Source organism: Streptomyces sp. NPDC039465, assembly GCF_055639315.1.
Genome location: NZ_JBVKAP010000003.1, coordinates 431,222 through 451,137 on the forward strand (window position 1 = coordinate 431,222; position 19,916 = coordinate 451,137).

Annotated in this window: 17 protein-coding genes; 12 read left to right on the plus strand and 5 right to left on the minus strand. The window is 74.4% G+C overall.

From position 1 onward, the window contains the following. Nucleotides 1-9: 9 nt before the first annotated feature. The gene (locus tag ACZ7LT_RS12430) at nucleotides 10-3,081 is read right to left on the minus strand and encodes an alpha-mannosidase (protein WP_471235972.1); all 3,072 of its coding nucleotides are present in this window, start codon (nucleotides 3,079-3,081) and stop codon (nucleotides 10-12) included. Nucleotides 3,082-3,318: 237 nt separating this feature from the next. Here ACZ7LT_RS12430 and ACZ7LT_RS12435 point away from each other — a divergent pair, with 237 nt between their 5' ends. Beyond that, nucleotides 3,319-3,720, plus strand: coding sequence for an ATP-binding protein (locus ACZ7LT_RS12435; RefSeq protein ID WP_471235973.1), 402 nt, complete (start codon nucleotides 3,319-3,321; stop codon nucleotides 3,718-3,720). 78 nt (nucleotides 3,721-3,798) lie between these two features. On the opposite strand, the gene ACZ7LT_RS12440 is transcribed toward ACZ7LT_RS12435, so the two are convergent. Together ACZ7LT_RS12440 and ACZ7LT_RS12445 are read right to left on the minus strand one after the other, a co-directional pair. Beyond that, a complete protein-coding gene (locus ACZ7LT_RS12440; protein ID WP_471235974.1) occupies nucleotides 3,799-4,860 on the minus strand; it encodes a DUF2637 domain-containing protein in 1,062 nt (353 codons plus the stop codon). 195 nt (nucleotides 4,861-5,055) lie between these two features. Continuing rightward, complete coding sequence (locus tag ACZ7LT_RS12445) at nucleotides 5,056-5,901, minus strand: (2Fe-2S)-binding protein (protein ID WP_471235975.1); 846 nt, start codon at nucleotides 5,899-5,901, stop codon at nucleotides 5,056-5,058. Nucleotides 5,902-6,049: 148 nt separating this feature from the next. Between ACZ7LT_RS12445 and ACZ7LT_RS12450 the strand changes: the two genes are divergently transcribed. From ACZ7LT_RS12450 to ACZ7LT_RS12460, 3 genes are all read left to right on the plus strand, one after another. After that, entirely contained in the window at nucleotides 6,050-6,850 is an 801-nt protein-coding gene (locus ACZ7LT_RS12450; RefSeq protein WP_471235976.1) for a GntR family transcriptional regulator, read from the plus strand. A 280-nt stretch (nucleotides 6,851-7,130) separates the two neighbouring features. Continuing rightward, complete coding sequence (locus ACZ7LT_RS12455; protein ID WP_471235977.1) at nucleotides 7,131-8,702, plus strand: WD40 repeat domain-containing protein; 1,572 nt, start codon at nucleotides 7,131-7,133, stop codon at nucleotides 8,700-8,702. Nucleotides 8,703-8,851: 149 nt separating this feature from the next. Further along, on the plus strand, nucleotides 8,852-9,430 hold the full coding sequence (locus ACZ7LT_RS12460; RefSeq protein ID WP_471235978.1) for an SUKH-4 family immunity protein: 579 nt from the start codon (nucleotides 8,852-8,854) through the stop codon (nucleotides 9,428-9,430). Nucleotides 9,431-9,521: 91 nt separating this feature from the next. On the opposite strand, the gene ACZ7LT_RS12465 is transcribed toward ACZ7LT_RS12460, so the two are convergent. Together ACZ7LT_RS12465 and ACZ7LT_RS12470 are read right to left on the minus strand one after the other, a co-directional pair. Continuing rightward, nucleotides 9,522-10,331, minus strand: coding sequence for a hypothetical protein (locus tag ACZ7LT_RS12465; RefSeq protein WP_471236339.1), 810 nt, complete (start codon nucleotides 10,329-10,331; stop codon nucleotides 9,522-9,524). A 141-nt stretch (nucleotides 10,332-10,472) separates the two neighbouring features. Next, complete coding sequence (locus ACZ7LT_RS12470; protein ID WP_471235979.1) at nucleotides 10,473-11,771, minus strand: hypothetical protein; 1,299 nt, start codon at nucleotides 11,769-11,771, stop codon at nucleotides 10,473-10,475. A gap of 143 nt (nucleotides 11,772-11,914) precedes the next feature. Here ACZ7LT_RS12470 and ACZ7LT_RS12475 point away from each other — a divergent pair, with 143 nt between their 5' ends. The 8 genes from ACZ7LT_RS12475 to ACZ7LT_RS12510 all read left to right on the plus strand — a co-directional run bounded on the left by ACZ7LT_RS12475 (nucleotide 11,915) and on the right by ACZ7LT_RS12510 (nucleotide 19,883). Continuing rightward, nucleotides 11,915-12,889 (plus strand): ABC transporter substrate-binding protein, encoded by a 975-nt coding sequence (locus ACZ7LT_RS12475; RefSeq protein WP_471235980.1) that lies wholly within the window; start codon nucleotides 11,915-11,917, stop codon nucleotides 12,887-12,889. A gap of 26 nt (nucleotides 12,890-12,915) precedes the next feature. Further along, nucleotides 12,916-13,827: a FecCD family ABC transporter permease gene (locus ACZ7LT_RS12480; RefSeq protein WP_471236340.1), complete on the plus strand. Its 912-nt coding sequence runs from the start codon at nucleotides 12,916-12,918 to the stop codon at nucleotides 13,825-13,827. Then, nucleotides 13,824-14,843, plus strand: coding sequence for a FecCD family ABC transporter permease (locus tag ACZ7LT_RS12485; protein WP_471235981.1), 1,020 nt, complete (start codon nucleotides 13,824-13,826; stop codon nucleotides 14,841-14,843). Before ACZ7LT_RS12480 ends, ACZ7LT_RS12485 begins: the two co-directional genes overlap by 4 nt. Before the next feature lie 40 nt (nucleotides 14,844-14,883). Continuing rightward, nucleotides 14,884-15,882: an ABC transporter ATP-binding protein gene (locus tag ACZ7LT_RS12490; RefSeq protein ID WP_471235982.1), complete on the plus strand. Its 999-nt coding sequence runs from the start codon at nucleotides 14,884-14,886 to the stop codon at nucleotides 15,880-15,882. Nucleotides 15,883-15,940: 58 nt separating this feature from the next. After that, entirely contained in the window at nucleotides 15,941-16,078 is a 138-nt protein-coding gene (gene amiA, locus ACZ7LT_RS12495; RefSeq protein ID WP_471235983.1) for a streptamidine family RiPP, read from the plus strand. A gap of 138 nt (nucleotides 16,079-16,216) precedes the next feature. Beyond that, nucleotides 16,217-17,017 carry a hypothetical protein gene (locus tag ACZ7LT_RS12500; RefSeq protein WP_471235984.1) on the plus strand — a complete coding sequence of 267 codons (801 nt, stop codon included), beginning with the start codon at nucleotides 16,217-16,219 and terminating at the stop codon, nucleotides 17,015-17,017. Beyond that, entirely contained in the window at nucleotides 17,014-18,519 is a 1,506-nt protein-coding gene (locus tag ACZ7LT_RS12505; protein ID WP_471235985.1) for a CocE/NonD family hydrolase, read from the plus strand. The genes ACZ7LT_RS12500 and ACZ7LT_RS12505 overlap by 4 nt, the downstream gene beginning before the upstream one ends. Then, nucleotides 18,516-19,883, plus strand: a complete 1,368-nt coding sequence (locus ACZ7LT_RS12510; RefSeq protein ID WP_471235986.1) for a YcaO-like family protein — start codon at nucleotides 18,516-18,518, stop codon at nucleotides 19,881-19,883. Before ACZ7LT_RS12505 ends, ACZ7LT_RS12510 begins: the two co-directional genes overlap by 4 nt. The last annotated feature ends 33 nt before the right edge of the window (nucleotides 19,884-19,916 follow it).

Below are 19,916 nucleotides of genomic sequence, written 5' to 3' on the forward strand. Positions count from 1 at the left end.
ATCAGCCGGTCACGCCGGGGTCAGCCGCAGCGTGAGGATCTGGAACGGCCGCAGCCGCAGCACCACCCCCTCACCGTCCCGCTCGGCGGGGTGCAGCGGCCGCTCCAGCAGATCCGTGACCTGGGCCTGGCCCAGCGGGAAGGCGGTACGCAGCGTGGTCGTGGCGCGCGACCCGGCCGACTCGTAGAGCCGTACGACCACATCGCCGCCGCGGTCGTCGGCGAGCTTCACCGACTCCACCGTCACCGCCGGATGCCCGGCCTCGACCAGCGGCCCGCGCGCCGGCACCCCGGGGGCGACGCGCAGCGGCAGATTGAGCGCCAGTCCCTCCTGTACGGCATCGGTCACCGAACTTCCCGGCAGCAGCGCGTAGGTGAAGCGGTGTCGGCCCAGATCCATCTCGGGGTCCGGGCTGTGCGGCGCCCGCAGCAGGGTGAGCCGCACGGTTGTACCGAGCCCGTCGGCGTGCGGCGCGCGGCTCACGTCATGGCCGTACGTGGAGTCGTTGAGCAGCGCCACGCCGTAGCCGGGCTCGGCGACCCGCATCCAGCGGTGGGCGCAGATCTCGAACCGGGCCGCTTCCCAGCCGGTGTTGGTGTGCGTGGGGCGGTGCACATGCCCGAACTGGATCTCGGCGGTGGATCGTTCGGCGTGCACATCGAGCGGGAAGGCGGCCTTGAGTACCTTCTCCGACTCCTGCCAGTCGACCTCGGTGACGACATCGAGCCGGGCGCTCGCGCACCGCAGCACGATCTCCTGGGTGATCCGCGACGCCCCGAAGCTCCGCACCACCCGCACCACCGTGCGCACAGGCCCCTCCTCGACGAGTTCGACGGAGTCGGCTGCGGTCAGATCGGTGCGGCTGCGCAGGTAATGCCGGTCGATGTCCCAGGCGTCCCAGTGGTTGGGGTGGTCGGGGTGCAGTTGCAGCAGATTGCCCCGCCCGCCAGGAGCGAGGACCTCCCGGCCGGCCCGCAGGTCCCGTACGGACGCGAGCAGCCCGTCCTGGTCGACGACCACCCTCAGCAGCCCGTTGTCGAGCACGATCCCCTCGTGCTCGACATGGGCGCCGGTCGCACCGGCCGGCTCCCCACCGGCCGTCATGGCGTCCTGCCGCAGCGGGGCCGCGCCCAGCGCGGGCACCCGCACCAGGACCGGTACGTCCCCCTCGGCGTCGACGACCTCCACCCGCTCGTACGGTGAGGTGTTCACGACGCCCTGCGCCGTGCCGCCGCCCAGCGCGGCCAGCGCCGTGGCGGTGATCCCCGCCAGCTCCTCCCGCACGCGCGCGTACGTCTCCCGCGCCTCCCGGTGCACCCAGGCGATCGAGGAGCCGGGCAGGATGTCGTGGAACTGATGGAGCAGGACCGTCTTCCAGATCCGGTCCAGCTCCTCGTACGGGTAGGCGTACGAGGCGGACTCCAGCGCCGCGGCCGTCGCCCACAACTCCGCCTCCCGCAGCAGGTGTTCGGACCTGCGGTTGCCCTGCTTGGTCTTGGCCTGGGTGGTGTAGGTGGCCCGGTGCAGCTCCAGGTACAGCTCGCCCGACCAGACCGGCGCCTGGGCGCCGTACTCCTCCTCGGCCGCCGCGAAGAACGCCGACGGCGGCTCGATCGCCACCCGCGGAGAACCCTCCAGGTCGCGCAGCCTGCGGGCCTTCTCCAGCATCTCCCGGGTCGGGCCGCCTCCGCCGTCGCCCCAGCCGAACGGCACCAGCGAGCGGGAGGCCCGCCCCTTGTCGGCGAAGTTGCGTTCCGCGTGCGCCAGTTCACGTCCGTGGAACTGCGCGTTGTAGGTGTCGACCGGCGGGAAGTGGGTGAACACCCGGGTGCCGTCGATGCCCTCCCACCAGAACGTGTGGTGCGGCATCCGGTTGGACTGGTTCCACGACAGCTTCTGGCTGAGGAACCAGCGCACCCCCGCCAGCCGGGCCAGCTGCGGGAACGCGGCCGTGTAGCCGAAGGAGTCGGGCAGCCAGATCTCCCGTGTCTCGACGTCCAGTTCCTCCGCGAAGAAGCGCTTGCCGTGGACGAGCTGCCGGGCCAGCGCCTCGCCGCCCGGCATGTTGGCGTCCGACTCCACCCACATCGACCCCACCGGCGCCCATGTGCCCGCCCGCACGGCCGCCCGGATACGCCGCCAGATGTGCGGCTGGTGCTCCTTCACCCAGGCGTACTGCTGCGCCTGGGAGCAGGCGAACACCAGCTCCGGGTAGTCCTCCGCGAGCGCCGTGACATTGGCGAAGGTGCGCGAGGCCTTCCGTACGGTCTCGCGCAGCGGCCACAGCCACGCCGAGTCGATATGGGCGTGCCCGGCGGCCGAGACCCGGTGCGCGCTCGGCGCCGCCGGGCGCGCCAGTACGTCCGCGAGCCGTCCCCGCGCCGCGAGGGCCGTGCCCGGCACGTCGTGCAGATCGAGCGCGTCGAGCATGTCCTCCAGCGCGCGCAGGATCTCGTGGCGCCGCGAGCGGTCCTCGGGCAGCTCCCGCATCAGCTCGGAGAGCACCTCGACGCCCAGGATCAGATGCCACACCTCTTCGTTCAGAACGGCGAGATCGGCGGCGGCGAAACGGTAGAGCGGCCGGTCCCCGGCAGTCAGGACGTCGCCCAGCGGGGTCGGCTCGAAGTCCCGCAGTACCGCGGGGTTGGCCGCCGCCTCCAGGAGCAGGTCGACGCTCTCCCCGCCCCGGGCGGGCGCGGCGACGGGGACGTGGCGGTTACGCGGATGGATGCCCTTGAGCGGGACCCCCTCGGCGTCGTGGATCAGGCCCTCCGCCTGGAAGCCCGGCCCGTCGCCGGTGAAGCCGGGGTCGACGACCGCCTCCACCCGGCGCCCGGCCCACGCACGGGGCACCGTGCCGCGCAGCCGGAACCAACTCGTCGACCAGGGCGGACCCCAGGGCGTGCCCAGGGCGAACGGTTCGTACGAGGCCCGCAGCGCCTCGGCGACCGGCACCGGCTCGCCGGGGGCGTGCCAGACCGAGAGCGTGAGCGGGACCCGCTCGCCGTACTGCGCGGGGCGGACGAAGCGGCGGAGCGCGCGTTCCAGGCGCGCCTCCACCTGCGGACGGTCGTCATGCATCGCGGCACCTCTGATCCTTGGACGCCTCTCGGACGTTTCTCGATGTCTCTCGATGTCTCTCGATGTCTCTCGCACGGCTTCCTGCGTACGGCGCGTACGGCGCATACGGCTGAGTGATGACTTACCCCGATGCATCCGGTGATTGACGATTCGACATGAATGGGCGCTACGGGGTGGGGCATGCATCCCGTGAGCGTGTTCGAGCGGAGAGGTCGTGACGTCGTGCGGGTGGGGGCTATGAGCGGGCAGTCGACCAGGTGGCGCCGGAGAGTGGGACGCGCGGACCTCTCTGCCGTACGGGAGGTGAGAGGTGCCCTGCGCGACATGCTGCGGCACTGGGGCGAAGAGGGCGCCTGTGACGTGGCCGAGCTGCTCGCCACCGAGCTGGTGACCAACGCGCTGATACACACCGACCACGGCGCGGAGGTCACGGCCACCGTGGCCCCCGACGCCCTGCGCGTGGAGGTGCGCGACCACGTCGCCGGCCTGCCCGAACCCCCGCACGCAGCGTACGCCGACGACGGTACGCACGGCAGGGGACTGGTGCTGGTCCAGGCGCTCGCGGATTCCTGGGGGGTGCGCCCCGAGGGCGCGGGCAAGGTGGTCTGGTTCGAGCTGAACGGCAAGGCGGCGGCCTGACACGGCGACGGGCGGGTCCGCCCGTCCAAGGGGTGGACCCGCCCGTGTCGTAGGCGCGGGGGAGCGCCGTGGGCGGCGCTAGCCGAATTGCTGCTCGAGGTCCTTGAGCTTGCGCTCCAGCGAGTCGAGTCGCGGCAGGGTCTGGGTGTCGTCCTCGGCGGTGAGGTCCACCGTCCGGGGTTCAGCGCCCTTCACGGCCTGGAGGGAGGGCCGGGGTCGAAGCGGCAGTTGTCCCGGGTCGGATATGGCCGGCTCCGCGACCGACGACCCCACGGCCGTCGGCGCGGAGCCCGCCGCGGAGCCGAGGGCCTGGACCTCGACCTGACGGCCGCCGCCCCGGCCGATGCCCCAGGCGCGGTGCTGCCGGCTGATCGCGCGGTAGCGGGCCCGGTCCAGCTTCTCCTTCTCCCGCCGGTGGTGGCGGTTGCGCTGCTTCTCCCGCCGGTCCTCGCGGACCTCCTCGACGGCCTCGTCCAGCGTCCGTACGCCTTCCAGCAGCATCAGCGACCAGGCGCCGAAGGTCTCCCGGGGCGCCCGGAGCCACCGTACGACCCGGATCTGCGGCAGTGGACGCGGCACCAGACCCTGCTCGCGCAGGGCGGCCCTGCGGGTCTGCTTGAGGGCCCGGTCGAAGAGGACCGCCGCCGACAGGGACATCCCGGCGAAGAACTGCGGCGCGCCCGCGTGCCCCAGGCCGCGCGGGGCGTGCACCCAGTTGAACCAGGCGGCGGCCCCGGCGAAGGTCCAGACGAGCAGCCGGGAGCCGAGGGCCGCGTCGCCGTGGCTGGCCTCGCGGACCGCGAGGACCGAGCAGAACATCGCCGCGCCGTCGAGTCCGAAGGGGACCAGATACTCCCAGCCTCCGGTGAGATTGAGGTTCTGGCGGCCGAAGCCGACCAGACCGTGGAAGGAGAGTGCGGCGGCGACCGCGGCACAGCAGAAGAGCAGCAGATACGAGGCGGTGCCGTAGACGGCCTCCTTGCGCCGTCTACGCTCCTCGCTGCGTTCCCAGGTGTCGTCGGCCGAGGTCTGGTCACCGGCGCGCTTGCCGCGCGCGAGCACCGCCACCGCCGTCAGGACTCCGGCGAGCATCACGCCACCCGGAAGCAGCCAGTCCAGCGATATGTCGGTCAGTCTCATGCGGTGTCCCTTGCATCGCAGTGGGGCGTTTCGGCGGCCCATACTGGCCGAAGCCCACTGGCGCCCACGGGGTTTCCGGGCAAGAGAACGCCATTGAGGCGACGAGGCATACAAATAGGTGCGATCTGATCGAACTTCCGCACGTGGAAGCCGAGTTGAGTTCGATTCATGCCACCCGAACGGGTGGCATGAACCTCAGGCGGTCGCGCTCAGTCGGCGGATCCGCTCCGCGTCACAGGTCCGCGGGCAGGTGACGCAGGTGTCCTCGGGGCGCAAGGTGTAGAAGAGGCAGCAGCTCGCCCGGTCCCGGGTCGGCAGCGACGCCCCGCCCGGCCCGGTCAGCTCCCGGAACCCGGCCGTGCCCACGTACGGCTTCTCGGTGCCCGGGAGCAGCAGCTCCAGCTCCGCCATCGCCCGGCTCTCCTCGCCGAGCAGATGTGCGATGTACCACAGGCCCTCGACGATCTCGTCCGTCGCCATGCCCCACAGCGCCCGCCGCCCGCGCCGCATCCGCGGGCCGAACCCCTCCAGGAGCCGGCCGAAGTGCTCGGCGACGGAGTCGCGCACCTCGGCGCGCAGCGCCTCCTCGTCCGCCACGATCCGGGCGCCGGGCAGCGCGGCCGCCGGATCGCCGGGCAGGCAGGCGAACTCCTCGATCCGTACCGTCATCCGGCCGAGGTCCCGCTGGAAGGCGACCCCTTCGACCGGGATCCTGGGCACCCGCCGGTCCAGGAACCACGGCACCGTCACCAGCAGGCAGGCGGGCCAGGCGTACCGGTGCAGCCCGAAGCCGGCCACCACGTCGGGCCGGGCGTGCTGCCCGTAGTCCCGCAGCACCTGCTCGTCGTCCCAGGCGAGAAAGGCGTCGAGGGCGGCGCCCCCGGCCGCCAGCTCGGCCGCGCCGACCCAACCCCCACCGCGAGGGGCCTGCTCGCCCACCGCCAGCTCCCGGACGCCCAGGCCGGGGAAGACCTCCGTGAGGCGCGTGTACGCCGCCGTGACAGGCGACGTGAGGTCGGGCAGCAGTGCGGGCAGTGACATGCGGGACCACCGAATCGCGATCGTTAGCAGGTAAGCCTTACCTTACCCGATGCGATCGATGTTTGAACTGCCGCTGTGTCCGCCTATGGTGCACATGAGGCCCTTGCACCGCGAGCAGGGTCCGGGACGAGGCCCCAGGAGGACCCGGGTGGAGCAGAGCACAGCGCGCGACAGGGCGGCGGAGCGCCCGCACGCGCCCTCTGCGCCTGCCGTTTCGGTACGCGCCCCCGAGCAACCCTGCGCCCCCGCGGGCCACCGGATCCCCGAGCAGGCCCGCGGCGAGCACACCCACAGCGAGCCCCCCGCCCCCGACCGGACCCCCCGCCCGGTCCAGCGCCACTCCGTACGGGGCCAGATCCTCCAGGCCCTGCGCACCGCTCTCGTCGGCGGCGAGCTCGTCCCCGGCGAGGTCTACTCCGCCCCCGCCCTCGGCGAGCGCTTCGGGGTCTCCGCCACGCCCGTACGCGAGGCCATGCAGCAGCTCGCCCTCGAAGGCGCCGTCGAGGTCGTCCCCAACCGCGGCTTCCGGGTCATCCGGCGCACACCGCGCGAACTCGCCGAGCTGGCCGAGGTCCGCGCCCTCATCGAGATCCCCGTCATGCTGCGGCTGGCCCGCACGGTCCCCGCCGAGCGCTGGCGCGATCTGCGCCCCCTCGCCGAGGCGACCGCCGCCGCGGCGGCCCGCGGCGACCGCGCGCACTACGCGGAGACCGACCGCGCCTTCCACCGTGCGGTCCTCTCTCTGGCCGGCAACGACCAGCTCGTCGCCGTCGCCGACGACCTGCACCGCCGCTCCCAGTGGCCGCTGATGGCCGCCCCCGTGAGCCGCCACGCCGATCTCGTCGCCGACGCCGCCGAACACACCGCCCTCCTCGACGCGCTCGCCGCCCAGGACCTGACCGTGGTCCAGTCACTCGTACGGGAGCACTTCACCGGGGCCGACGGCTGACCGGACCGGAGGCCGCGGGTACTAAGGTCGTACCGTCAGACGCTTCTGGTCCGTGCGCGAGGTGCCCCATGTCGTCCGCGACTTCCGTGCCGGTGGTCCGGCACCCGGCCGGGGGCGGCGAACTCCCGTACGTACACCGGGCCTCGCCGGGCGCTGCCGTGCCGCCGGAGGAGCACCGGACCTCGCCGCGCGTTGCCGTGGTGCTGGAGGAGGTACGCGCCCTGTCCGTTCCCCGCGCTGTGCCTTCCGTGCCGGGTGCCTCGCGGCGGGGGTGGCGGGCGTGACCCGGGCCACGCGGCGCAGGCGGCTTCCCGCCGGGCTGGAAGCCGCTGCCGGCGCCCTGCTCGACTGGCTGGCCGACCCTGCCGCGCCCCGCCTCTGCCTCGTCGGCGGCGGTGGGCGCCGCCGGAGCGCGGCGCGGTTGCTCGACTGGCTCGCGTGCCAGGGCGACCGCGGCGGCGCCGCCCGCGAGCGGGCTCTCCACGCGCGCGTGCCCCTGGAAGGACAGAGCGCCCTCGGTGCGGCCTGGACCCTCGCCGACCGGCTCGGCGTCGTGGCCCGCGAGCCGGGGGAGCTGGTCCGGGTCCTGGCCACCGACCCCCGCCGTACCGTCGTCGTCCTGCCCGGACTGCACCGGGCCGCCGAACCCGGCGCGCTCACCGAACTCGTCGCCGCCCTCGCCGAACTGGGCCACCTCCGGCTCGTCGTCGAGGCTCCCACGGGCACCGACGTCCACGACCGGCTCGCCGCCCTGCGTCCCACCATGCTCGACCTCGACCCCGAGCGCCGACACCCCGAACCACCGCTGTCCACCCACGAGTTGCCCGACCTCGACGACCCGGCCGCCATCTGCGCGGCCGACCCGCTCACGGTCACCGCCGCCTACGGCCCCGGCCACGACGGCGACGACCACGGCGGGCTGCGGCAGGCCTGGCTGCGCGCCGGGCAGTCGCTGTGCCGTGACCAGACCCCCGCCGGCCGCGCGCTGGTGCTGCTCGCCGCGCTGGGCGACGGCGCGGATCCCCGGCTGCGCCCGGCCCTGGCGGAGCTGGCCGCGCCCGCGCCCTGGCGGGTCGACTGGGCCAGGGTCCGCGGCGACCTCACCCCGCCCTGGCCGGGACCGGTCGTCGCGCTCGCCGTGGGCACCGGCCCGTCGGCGAGCCGGCTGCTCGCCGCCGACCAACTCGGCACCGTGCGGCTGCTGAACGCCGAGGACGCCACCCCCGCCGGACTCGTCCCGGCCCCGCCCGCCCGGCGCGCCAGGGCCCTGGCCGCCCTTCCCGACGGCACCGTGCTGTTCCTGGACGAGCGCGGGCGCCTGCACGCCGAGCACGGGACGCGGGGCCCGAGCGAGACCCGGCGGCTGGCCGAGGCCGTCGCGGCGACCCTCGCCCGGCACCCGGGCACCGCCCTGGCGGCCGCCGGGGACATCGTCCTCGTCGGCGACCGGATGGGATCCGTCCACGCCTTCGGTCTGATGGACGTGCATCAGGCGGCGCTGCACAGCGGTCGGGTCACGGCGGTCGGCGTCGTCGGGACACCGGCGCCCCTGGTCCACAGCGGCGGCGCCGACGGAACCGTACGGGCCTGGGCGCCGGGCCGTGCCCCGCTGGCCGTCCCCGCGGCCGAACGCCCCTGCCCCGTGGTCGCGTTGGATGCCGCGCACACACCCGAAGGGGTGCGGCTCGCGGTCGCCTGGGGCGACGGACTCGTCGAGCTGTACGGCCCCGACGGGGGCGCACCCCTCGGCTTCCGGCCGGGACCACCGGTCCGCGCCGTGGCCGTGACGGCGGACGGCGCCGTGGTCATCGGTATGGACGAAGCCCTCCTCCGCCTCACGCCCGCGCACTGATCCGGCCCGCGCGATTCGGCGGATGCCGGCGTCCATTCCGGCCGGGATACCGGGCAATTGGCGCAAGGAGAGCGATCTTGGTCGCGGTATGATGACCCGAATCCGACGGCCGGCCATGGAAGTAAAGAAAAGGTAGGTGGCACGCCTTCATGCTGTTCTCGGTTGATCACGCTGAGCTGGTCAGGACCGTGGGCGAGGACAATGTCCACCGCCTTTCCGGCGATGTCGCCCAGGCTTATGGATTCGACGGGGCGACCGCGGAATTCCTCACCGAGATCGGAATTCCGGGGGATGAGGAACTCGAGCTCTTCTTCGGCATAGGCCCCGAATTCGACCCGGACCGCTTCTGCTCCTCCGCGGAGCTCAAGGAATCGGGCTGGAAGGTCGGCGAAGAGGTCGACGGCTGGGTCCGGCTCGGCAACTTCCCGGTCAACATGGTCGCCGTGGACCCCAGGACCGGAACGGTCCACCAGTTCACCGAGGGCCCCATGACCGCACTCGCGATCCACGCGGACCTGTCGTCCTTCGCCCGGACCGTCGCCTCACTGGCCGCGTACGTCCAGAGCCAGGTCGACGCGGAGGACCGCGCGGACGCCGCCGAGGAGTCACGGGACGCCGATGTGCGCCGGATCGTCGAGGACATCCGCGCCCGCGACCCGCTGCCCTTCGAGAACCGCCGCAGCGAGTGGCACGAGCTCTTCGAGAACCTCGCCGCCGGAACGTACTGAGCGCGAACGTACCGGAGTCCCCGGCGGCCGCCCCGGAGTCACCGAGGGCAGGCGCCGGGGCGGCCCTCGGTGACGGGCCGGGCGGCGGCCGTCAGACCGCCGCCCGCGGGGTCAGCCGGCCCGCGAGCCAGGTCGGCACTCCGCCGAGCAGACGGAACAGCCGGGCCGCCTCCGCACGCAGCCGCCCGGCCTCCGGCTCGCTCTCGGTGTCCGCGAGCGAGGCCAGCGCCGGAGCCGTACCCACCAGGTAGCCCAGCTCCTCCCGGATCCGCAGGGACTCGGCGAAGCCGTGCCGCGCCTCCGCCAACTCCCCTTCGCGTAAGGCGATTCCGGCCAGATGGCGCCAGGTGGAGGAGAGCAGCAGGCTGTCCCCCTGGGCCGCGGCGGCGGTGTGGGCGCGCAGGAACGCGGCGCGGGCGGCCTGCGGAGAGTCACCGAGATTCTGGGCGATCAGACCGCGCCGGAAGTCGAGCAGCGGCCGCCCCGCGCCCTCCGGCGCGATGAGCGCCGCCGCCCGGCCCAGCGCGGCCCGCGCCTCGTCGGCCCGGTCGCGTACGCCCAACAGCGTCGAGGCGTACGCGAGATACCCCCGCTCGCAGGCGGCGGCCCCGCGTTCGTCGTCGCTCTGCGCCACCGCCTCGGCCGCGCGCAGCGCCTCCTCGGCCTCGGCCCAGCCCGCCTCGGTGTACAGGCACCGCTCGACCAGCAGCGCGGCCCGCTCCAGGGCCGCGGCCGGTTCGCCCGCGTGGGGGGTGAGCAGCGCGGCCGCGTCGGTCCAGCAGCCGCGGGAGCGAAGACGCCATATGGCCGTCTCCATGGGGGTCTCCCTGCCGTAGGCAGGGGACGGATCGTCGCCATCCGTTGTTTCGGAACCGGAACCAGACATGGCGGTATCCGCCACATTGCCCTCCCCGAGCGCGACATTGAGCTGTTGAGTCCGGTCGAATCTCAGCATGGATGGGCACGCCGGGCCAAGGGTTCAGGTGAATGATTTCACAATCGTCTTGCGTTTATCGGTGCGCGATCGTGATCAAGAACCGGGTCAACGCCCTACCGGATCGGCCTCGGCGCCGTCGCCGGGAGCGACGAGTGCCAGGTGGCCGCCGTCGTCGAGGGGCGTGGGCACGGTCAGCGTGCCCATCGGGCGGTCTCCGTCGAAGAGATGGATCTCGCCATGACCGCCACGGGTGACGGCGGTCAACGCGGCGGCGGGTGATGCCGCGATCGCGCGACGCTGGACGCCGTCCCAGGGAGTCGAACCGCGCCGCGGCGCGCCGTCCATCGGGGGCAGCGGCAGGCGCCTGACGGGGTGTCCGGGGGTGATCAGGATCAGCTCGTCGCCGTCCGGATGGACCCGCGCGTACGCGACGTGTCCGGCGGCCACCGCGAGGCGGAAGACCAGCCCGGGGCCGAGCGGGAGGCGTGCGGTGCGGCCGGTGTCGAGGTGGTGGTACCAGGCGTCGTTGGTCCACTCCGGCCACCGGCCGGGGTCGGTGGGGCCGCCGCGGACGCAGGACCAGAGCAGCCGGCGTACGGGGTCGGTCCGCAGGTAGTAGCCACGGCCGGGTCCGGCCCAACCGAGCGGCTCCTCGGCGACGAGGCGGTCGCCCTCGCGCCGGGCGCGGTGCACGCCGGAGGAGGCCGCCGCGAACAGGCGCCCGGTATACGGGTCGTAGGCGTCGCCGTGGCCGTCGTCGTCGGGGAGCGCGAGCGTGTGGTGCGGCTCGGCGGGCGGGCAGGAGGGTGCGGCGGTGAGCAGGTCGGCGGCGCGGTGGGCGGTGAACGCGCCGGGCTCGCGGTGACGCAGCACGACGAGCGGCCCGTCGCTGTCCCGCCCGTCGCCCTCCCGGAAGTCGTCGGGCCCGGCCTCACCGTCACGGCCGCCGCGCGGGTGCGCCGGGCCGAGGACGGTGACGCCCGGCTCGCCGGGCCGGGTCCGTACCCGTACCGAGCGCGGGCCGCCCGGGGCGGCCAGGTCGACGGTGGTCAGAAGGTCGCTCCAGGCCTCCCAGTTGCGGCCGAGTCCGGTGGTGACGGCGACGTACCGGCCGCTCGGGTCGGCGGCGAGGTGCTCGGCCGGGATCGCCACCGGGACGGTCAGAGCCACGAGCGGCCGGCCGGCGTCCGGGCCGTACGGATCGAGCACGACCAGCTCGCCCGCGAGGTCGTCGACGAAGGCGCTGAGGCCTCCGGGCAGCGCGAGGAAACCGGCGTGCTCGGCGAGATGGCGGCCTTCGAGCACGCCCGCCATCCGGCCGTCGGGGAGGTCCAACACCCGGATACATCCGGCCACTTGGTCGGCGACGAGCAGTCGGGGAGGCAGTGGTGACGGCGAGGGCATGGACTTTCCTCCGAGAGGGTGGCGGTCGGGCAGGTCTGTTGATAATGATTATCATGTGGCAATTCTGTGCGGTGGGGACCGGCCCGGGGCGCCCTCCGTACGCCTGTCCGCGCCTCGGGGATGCAAAGGAAAAAGAGAGACATATGTCGCGCAGGATGCTGAGGACCGCGCGCCGCTGGGCCGCGGCCGCCGTCATGGGGACGCTGCTCGTCGGCTGCGGCACCACCGCCGGTACGGAGGCAGCCGGAGACAAGGCCGCCGCCAGAACCGACGTGACGGTCAAGCCGATCAAGGCCGCCCGTACGATCACCGACGCCAAGGGCGTCACCGTCACCACCAAGGCCCCGCCGCAGCGGGTGGTCTGCCTGGTCGCCCTCTGCGACGACATGCTCGCCGAGCTGGGCATGACGCCGGTGGCCACCAACTCCAAGCTTCTGGCGCACGAGAAGTTCCTCGGCAAGGAGAAGGCCGCCAAGATCCCCGTCGTGCCGGGCGGCTTCCTCAGCCCGGAGGCCGAGGCGATCCTGTCCCACCGGCCCGACCTCGTCATCGGCCTCGGCGACACCCACGGCAAGCTCGCCCCCGCCCTCAAGGGCGCCACCGTCTTCTGGCCGCTGCAGCCCGCCGACTGGCAGGACAGCGTGGCCTACCTGCGCGGCCTCGCCGCGCTCACCGGCCGCACCCAGCAGGGCGAGGCCGCCGAGAAGACCTTCCGTACCAAGCTCGCCAAGGCCGAGACCAACCGCAGCGACAAGACCGCGCTGATCATCTTCGGCAGCGACGAGAACTTCGGCGTCGCCACCCCCGGCACCGACGTCACCGCCGGGCTCTTCCCGAAGATCGCCGACTACCCGTGGAAGAGCCGCGGCGTCGAAGGCAGTTACAGCATGGAGGAGATCCTCGCGCGCGACGTCGACGTGCTCTTCGTCGAGACGATCTCCTTCGGCCCGCCCTCCGGCAAGCTCTCCGACAAGCTCGCCAAGAACCCCCTGTGGGGCAAGATCCCGGCCGTCAAGAACGGCAAGGTCCACGAGGTGGACGCCGAGGTCTGGGCCAAGGGACGCGGTACGAGGTCGCTCGGCATCGTCCTCGACGAGGCCACGGCCGCACTCAAGTGACGCGACAGCTCTGCGCGTTCGGTGCGATGCTGGTGGCCGGCGCGCTGGGTGCGCTGTACCTGCCGCTGCACGGACCGGCCGACGACGCCCTCGCCGGAGTGATCGTCACCGAACTGCGGTTGCCCAGGCTGGTGTTGGCGCTCATCGCCGGTGCCTGTCTGGGCGCCGCGGGCCTGGTCCTCCAGGAGGCGCTGCGCAATCCGCTCGCCGTACCCGAGATGCTCGGCGTCTCCAGCGGGGCCGCGCTCGGTGTCGCGGCCCCGCTGGTCCTCGCGCTCTCCCTGCCGGCCGCCCTGCAGCCGCTGCTCGCCCTGGCCGGAGCGGCGCTCGGCGGCCTCCTCACGCTGCTCGCCGCCGGATTCGGCCGCAGCCCCTCCGCCGTCCTGCTCACCGGCGCCGCCGTCGCCGCCGCCCTGCAGGCCGCGCTGCTCGTCCTGATGGTCCTCGCCGACCAGCTCGACCTCCAGCTCATCTACCGCTACCTCCTGGGCAGTCTCTCCGCCCGTACGTGGGACGACGTCACCGGACTGTGGCCCTGGCTGGTGGCGGCGCTGCCGGCGCTGGTGCTGTGCGCGCCGGTGCTCGGCGTCCTGCGGCTCGGCGACGACGACGCGCGGGCCCTGGGGGTACGGGTGCACCGCGCCCGGCTCGCCGCGCTGGCGCTCGCCGTCGTCCTCATCGCCCCGGTCGTCGCCGTCTGCGGGCCGGTCGCCTGGGTCGGCTTCCTCGCCCCGCACCTGGCGCGCAAGCTGCGGCCCGGCTCCGACGCCGTGGGCTGGCTGCCCTGGTCGGCCGCGTGGGGCGCGCTGATCGTCCTCCTCGCCGATCTGCCGGCCAGACTCGCCCTCGCCCCGGTCGAGACCCCGGTCGGCGCCTGGACGGCGCTGCTCGGTGTACCGGCCGGAGTGGCGCTGCTGCGGACGGGGGCCAGGCGATGAACGCGACCGTACGACGCGGTGCCTTCGCCCTCCTCGTGGTGGCCGTGCCGCTCATCGCGTGCGCCGGGCTGGTCGCCGGGCGCGCGCTGGACGCGGCGGACGTCTGGGAGGTCCTGCGCGGTGGCGGCGACGCGACCGCTCGACATGTGGTCCTCCAACTCCGGCTGCCCCGCACGCTGGTGGCCCTCGTGGCGGGTGCCTGTCTGGGCCTGGCCGGTGCCGTCCTGCAGTCCGCGCTGCGCAACCCGCTCGCCGGACCCGAGGTCACCGGAGTCACCCCCGGCGCCGTCCTCGGCGCGGTGACCGCGACCGGACTGGGGCTCGCGGGCTGGGAGTCCCCGGCCGCCGTGGTGACCGCCGCCTGCCTCGGCGGCTTCGCCGGGGCCGGACTGCTCTGGCTGCTCACCGGCCGGCAGCAGGGTGACCCGTCACATGTCGCCGTACACGGCGTCCTCGTCTCGGCGGTGCTCTCCGGGCTCACCGCGATGGTGCTGCTCGTCGCCCCCGGCGAACTCGGCAGTGTCGTGCAGTGGCTCGTCGGCTCCACCGAGGGCCGGGTCTGGGAGCACTGGCATCTGCTCTGGCCCTGGGCGGCGGTGTGGTCCGTCGCCTCCTGCCTGCTGGCCGCGCCGCTGACCCTGCTGCGCTGCGGCGACGAACAGGCCGCCGCGGCCGGACTGCACACCACGCGGGCCCGGCTGGCCGCGCTCGTGTGCGCGGTGGCGCTCACCGCCGGCGCCGTGTCGGCCGTCGGCGCCCTCGGCTTCGTCGGGCTGCTCGTCCCGCACCTGGCGCTCGCGCTGTTCGGCGCGGACCTGCGCGGGGCGCTGCCCGGCGCGGCCCTGCTCGGCGCGGTCGTGGTCGGCGGGGCGGACGCGGGGGCCCAGTGGGCCTCGCGCGTCCTGGCCGAGGCGCTGGACATGGACCGGCTGAGCGTGCCGGTCGGCGCGCTGACCACCTGCGTGGGCGCGGCGCTGCTGCTGATCGTGGCCCGGCGCAGGACGGACGACCGATGAGGCCGACAGAGGCGGCGAGTTCGAGGGAGCGACGAGAGCGATGAAGGAGACGACAGTGGCGTCGGGCAGGACGGCCGAGACAGCCGAGACGGATGGGACGGACGGGACGGGCGAGGCGACCGGCGCGGACGCGGACACCAGCGCCGGCACGGAGACGGACACGGACACGGACACCGGCGCGGGTACCGGCGCCGGTGCGGAGCGCGCCGCGGGGACGATCCGTACCGAAGGGCTCAGGTTCGGCTACCCGGGCCGTGACGTTCTCACGGGCATCGATCTGAGCATCGGGGCGGGGGAGCTGGTCGCCCTCGTCGGGCTCAACGGCTGCGGCAAGAGCACCTTGCTGCGGCTCTGCGCGGGGCTGCTCGAACCGGCCGCCGGGCGGGTCCTGCTCGACGGCGACGACCTCGGGCGCCTCTCGCGCCGGGCCGCGGCCCGCAAAGTGGCCCTCCTCCACCAGTCCGCGCCCGCCGTGCCCGGCATGACGGTCCGTCAACTGGTCCGGCAGGGAAGGTACGCGGCCCGTGGCCCGCTCGGCATGCTCGGGCTGGCCCGGGACGGCGAGGACGGGGTGTGCGCGCGGGCCATGGCCGACGTGGGGGTCGGGGAGTGGGTCGACCGACCGGTGGACGCGCTGTCGGGCGGTGAACGCCAGCGGGTACGGCTCGCGATGGCGCTCGCCCAGGACACCCGCGTCCTGCTGCTCGACGAGCCGACCACCTATCTCGACCTGCGACACCAGCTGGAAGTGATGCAGACCGTGGTGCGGCTGCGCGAGGAACGCGGTCTGACCGTCGTGATGGTCCTGCACGACCTCGGTCACGCCGCCCGCTTCGCCGACCGCATCGTCGCCCTGCGCGCCGGTGAGATCGCCGCCGACGGCCCGCCGGTCGAGGTGGTCACTCCCGCGCTGCTCGCCGAAGTCCTCGGCGTGGCGGGGCGGGTGGGGCGTGATCCGGTGGGCGGCTGGCCGGTGTGTTACCCAGATCACCCCCTGGGGGTGGGCGAGGGCTTGCGAAATGAAAATCATATTCATTAATGTCTGTGGTGCACCGCCCGCCGGGTGGCGCGATCCATCGAAACGAATGGAGCAACTCATGGAGCAGCACAAGGTGTTCAGCCCGATCGCCGAGCAGGGCCAGCTCGCCCACCTGTCGGCGACGCACTCCAACGCCCTCGTCGAGAACCCCTTCGACGACGCGGTCGAGGCCCCCGAGGCCGACGCCGCCAAGTAAGCCCCGGCGCCAGCCGGTCCGGTGACACCACCGGACCGAGGGCCCGCCCGGATCGCCTTCCCGGGCGGGCCCGCTGCGTCTTCCCCCCGAGCCCCCACCCCAGCCCTTCCCCCGCCCCGACCGCCTCAGGAGAGCCCCGTGGCCACCGTCCGTCTTGCCCCCGGCGTCGCCCTCGTCACCGTCCCCGGCGGGGGATGCGCCGTCCGCACGCCCGAGGGCGAGTTCCTCCGGGTGGACACCGGCGCCGTGGCCGAGGACGCCTTGGCCGCGCGGCTGACCGGCGGCACGCCCCCCGGCTCCGACCCCGAACTGGACGTACTCGCCAGGGCGTTCGAGGACGCCGGATACGCCGTACGGGACACACCGGCACCGCCCCTGGCCGGCCGGACCGTGCACCTGCTCGGCGACGCCGTGCTCACCGAGCCGCTCGCCCGGTGCGCCGCCGACGCCGGCGCCGACGTACGGACCGGGTGGCCGACCCACGACGCCGAAACCCCGGCAGCGGTGGTCTGGTGCCTCGACGGGCCCGTACCGGACGGGCTCTGGGACGACGCCGACCGGCTGCCCGCCCAGGGCACCGCCTGGCTGCGCTGCCACCGCGAAGGCGGCCACGCCTGGCTGGAACCGCTGTCTCTGGCGCCGGGCGACGTCACCTCCGCCCACGTCCGGCTGCGCCGCCTCGCCGCCACCCCCGCCCACCGCGAACTCGCCGCCTACTGGGACGGCCACCGCACCCCCGACTCCGGCCCCGCCCACACCACGGCGTCCGCCGCGCTCACCGCCGCCCTGCTGACCGGGGACCTCCTCGCCTGGGCCGCCGGTGACGACCTCGCCGTACGGCGCCGGCTGCGCCGGATCGACCTGCGCGACCTCATCGTCACCGTGCACTCCGTGCTGCCCGTCCCCCGCGTCGCACCACTGCCGCAGGCCCGCCGGTGAACGCGGTCGGCACCGTACGGATCGACGGCCTCGCCACCGACCTCTGCCTGCCCGCCGGACCCGGGCCGCACCCGGCCGTGGTGATCCGCACCCCGTACGACCGCCGTCACCACCGCTCCGAGCTGCGCGGCTGGGCCGCCCGCGGCTTCGCCGCCCTCGCCCAGGACGTCCGCGGACGCCACGGCTCCGAGGGGACCTGGCAGCCGTACCACGGTGAAACCGCCGACGGTACGGTCACATTGCACTGGGTGCGCGCACAGGAGTGGAGCGACGGACGTGTCGTCGCCGTAGGCTCCTCGTACGCGGCGTACTGCGCACTCGTCACCGCGCTCGACGACACCGACGACACCGACAGCACCGACGGCACCCGCGGCGCGGGCCCCGACGCCGTCATCGCCGCCGTACCCGCGCTCGGACTCGCCGAGACCGCCCGCGAGGCCACCGGCCCCGAACGGCTCCTCGCCCGCGTCGGCTGGTGGACCACCCACGGCGACCGGCCCGACTCCGACGGCACCGCGCTCGCCAAGGCCCTCGCCGAGGACCCGCGGCTCTACGAACGCCTCCCCGTCGCCCACCTCCTGGACCTCCCCTCCTGGCCCGACCTCTGGACCGCGCCCCGCACCGACAGCCTGCTGCGCTCCACCGCGGCGGCCCGCGTCCCACTGCTCGCGGTCGGCGGCAGCCGCGACCCGTTCCGCGAGGAGACCATCGCCCTCTGGCGGCACTGGCCCGCCCCCGCCCGTCTCCTCCTCGGCCCCTGGGGCCACGCCCTCACCGCGGCCCCCGCCCCCGAGGCCCACCCCGCCCACCACCTCAACCTGGGTGACCTGTACGCCCGCTGGGCGCGCGCCGCCCTCGCCGGCACCCTCACCGGCGCCCGGGCCGCGATCGCCCTCGGCGGCAGCGCCCACTGGTGCGCGGTGGGGGAGGAGCGGCACCACCGGCCCACCGTCCACCGGTTCGGCGACCGTGCCGGGCTGCGGCTGGTGCGCGGCGCCCAGTTCACCGCCGACCCCGCGCGGCCCGTACGCTCCGACCGGCTGGACGTGCCCGAGGACGGCGAACCGGACCGCTGCCTGCTCGTCACCCCGCCCCTGCCCCGGCCGCTCGACCTGCTCGGCCCCGCCGAACTCCGCCTCGACGCCACCGCGGACACCCCGTCCGCCGACTGGGCCGCCCGGCTCGTCGCCCTCACCCCCGACGGCCGGGCCGAGCCGCTCGCCCTGGGCGTCGTCCGCCGCACGGCCGCCGACGGCGGACCCTTCACCGTCCCCCTCGGCACCCTCGCGCGGCGGCTGACCGCCGGGGTCCGACTGCGCCTCGAAGTCGCCGGACACCACTTCCCCGCGCACGCCCGCAACCCGCACACCGGCGAGGACCCGGTGGCCGCCACCCGGCTGATCACCTCGCGCCGGGCCGTACGGACGGCCGGCAGCGCGCTGCTGCTCCCCGTCGTCCACCGCGTCCCGTCCGTCGATCCCGTACAGGAGACCCTCAGTTGACCAGCGTCCTGCCCCTCGACGCGCTCGTGGACCCCGTCTGCGGGCTGATACGGGGCGTCGAGCCCGTCCCGCACCCCACCGGCGCCCCGCCGCGCTACACCGCCATGACCGCCGACGTCTCCGACGCCCGCCGGCTGGGCGCCTGGCCCGCCGACCGCGTCTCCCTCGGCACCACCTTCGGCGACCCCGAGGGCGCCCGGATTGCCGCGATCGCCGAGGCCGTCGAACGGTACTGCGGCAACCGGCTCCCCCCGCCCGGCCACCCCGACGCCCCGCGCCGCGCGACCGCCGCCGAACTCCTCGCCGAGGGAGCGCGGTTGTACGGCCCCGGGGACCTGCCCTCGTACGCCGACTGGCAGTACGAGCGGCCGCGCTTCCCCTACCGGCGGCTGACGGCGGACACCCCCGCTCTGTGGGCCCGCGCCACCGAGGACGGCCGGGAATGCTGGGTGCCGGTCGCCCTCAGCCACCTCAACTGGCGCCAGGGCGACCTGCGTGAGCTGCCCCGCACCCACCACCTCAACTACGCCGGGATCGCCACCGGGCAGGGCCTCGACGACGCCGTCGAGCGCGGCCTCCTCGAAATCGTCGAACGCGACGCCCTCGAACTGTGGTGGCACCTCGACGGGCCCACCCGCGGCATCGACCCGCACTCCGTCCCCGGCCTCGACCGCGACCTCGAAGGCTGCGGGCTCGACGTGCACATCGTCGAGATGCCCTCCGAGTTCGCACCCTGCGTGGCCGCGCTCGTCCACGACCCCGTGCGCGGCATCCACGCCGCCGGATTCGCCTGTCGGTACGACCCCGCCGAAGCCGCCCGCAAGGCCGTCCTGGAAGCCGTCCACACCTGGGTGTTCACCCAGGGCGCGGTCGACGCCGACGGCTGGGTCTTCCGGGCCATCGACGCCGGGATGCTCGCCCGCGGCCTCTACCTCGACCATCGCCACGACCGCCGCTACCTCGACGACTGCGGCGAGGACTTCGCCGCCGTCCGGGACCTGGGCGCCCATGTGCAGGTGTGGCTGGACCCGCGCATGACGCCGTACGCGCGGCGCTTCACCGACCCCGCCCTCGGCACCGTGCCCGTCGGCGAGATCGCCCCCGGAAGCCGTGCCGCCCTGGACGCCCGGCTCGCCGCGGGCGGGCACCGCGTCATCACCCTCGACCTGACGACCGAGGACGTCGCCGAGACGCCGCTCAGGGTCGCCCGGGTCCTCGTCTCCGGCCTCGTCCCCAACGCCCCCGCCGCCTTCGGCTACTTCGGCTGCCCCCGCTTCGCCGACGCGGCCCGCACCCGCGGCTGGCGGGAGACCGCACCGGCCGGACCCGGCGACTACACCCTCGCGCCGCCGCCGCACATGTGAGGCCGTGGCATGACATCGCACAACCATGAGGCC

Bases quoted from the DNA above. Each gene is read 5' to 3' on its own strand.
- ACZ7LT_RS12470 (WP_471235979.1), bottom strand. From the start codon at position 11,771: ATGCCCTCGCCGTCACCACTGCCTCCCCGACTGCTCGTCGCCGACCAA.
- ACZ7LT_RS12480 (WP_471236340.1), top strand. From the start codon at position 12,916: ATGCTGGTGGCCGGCGCGCTGGGTGCGCTGTACCTGCCGCTGCACGGA.
- amiA (WP_471235983.1), top strand. From the start codon at position 15,941: ATGGAGCAGCACAAGGTGTTCAGCCCGATCGCCGAGCAGGGCCAGCTC.
- ACZ7LT_RS12435 (WP_471235973.1), top strand. From the start codon at position 3,319: ATGAGCGGGCAGTCGACCAGGTGGCGCCGGAGAGTGGGACGCGCGGAC.
- ACZ7LT_RS12485 (WP_471235981.1), top strand. From the start codon at position 13,824: ATGAACGCGACCGTACGACGCGGTGCCTTCGCCCTCCTCGTGGTGGCC.
- ACZ7LT_RS12475 (WP_471235980.1), top strand. From the start codon at position 11,915: ATGTCGCGCAGGATGCTGAGGACCGCGCGCCGCTGGGCCGCGGCCGCC.
- ACZ7LT_RS12430 (WP_471235972.1), bottom strand. From the start codon at position 3,081: ATGCATGACGACCGTCCGCAGGTGGAGGCGCGCCTGGAACGCGCGCTC.
- ACZ7LT_RS12445 (WP_471235975.1), bottom strand. From the start codon at position 5,901: ATGTCACTGCCCGCACTGCTGCCCGACCTCACGTCGCCTGTCACGGCG.
- ACZ7LT_RS12460 (WP_471235978.1), top strand. From the start codon at position 8,852: ATGCTGTTCTCGGTTGATCACGCTGAGCTGGTCAGGACCGTGGGCGAG.
- ACZ7LT_RS12490 (WP_471235982.1), top strand. From the start codon at position 14,884: ATGAAGGAGACGACAGTGGCGTCGGGCAGGACGGCCGAGACAGCCGAG.
- ACZ7LT_RS12440 (WP_471235974.1), bottom strand. From the start codon at position 4,860: ATGAGACTGACCGACATATCGCTGGACTGGCTGCTTCCGGGTGGCGTG.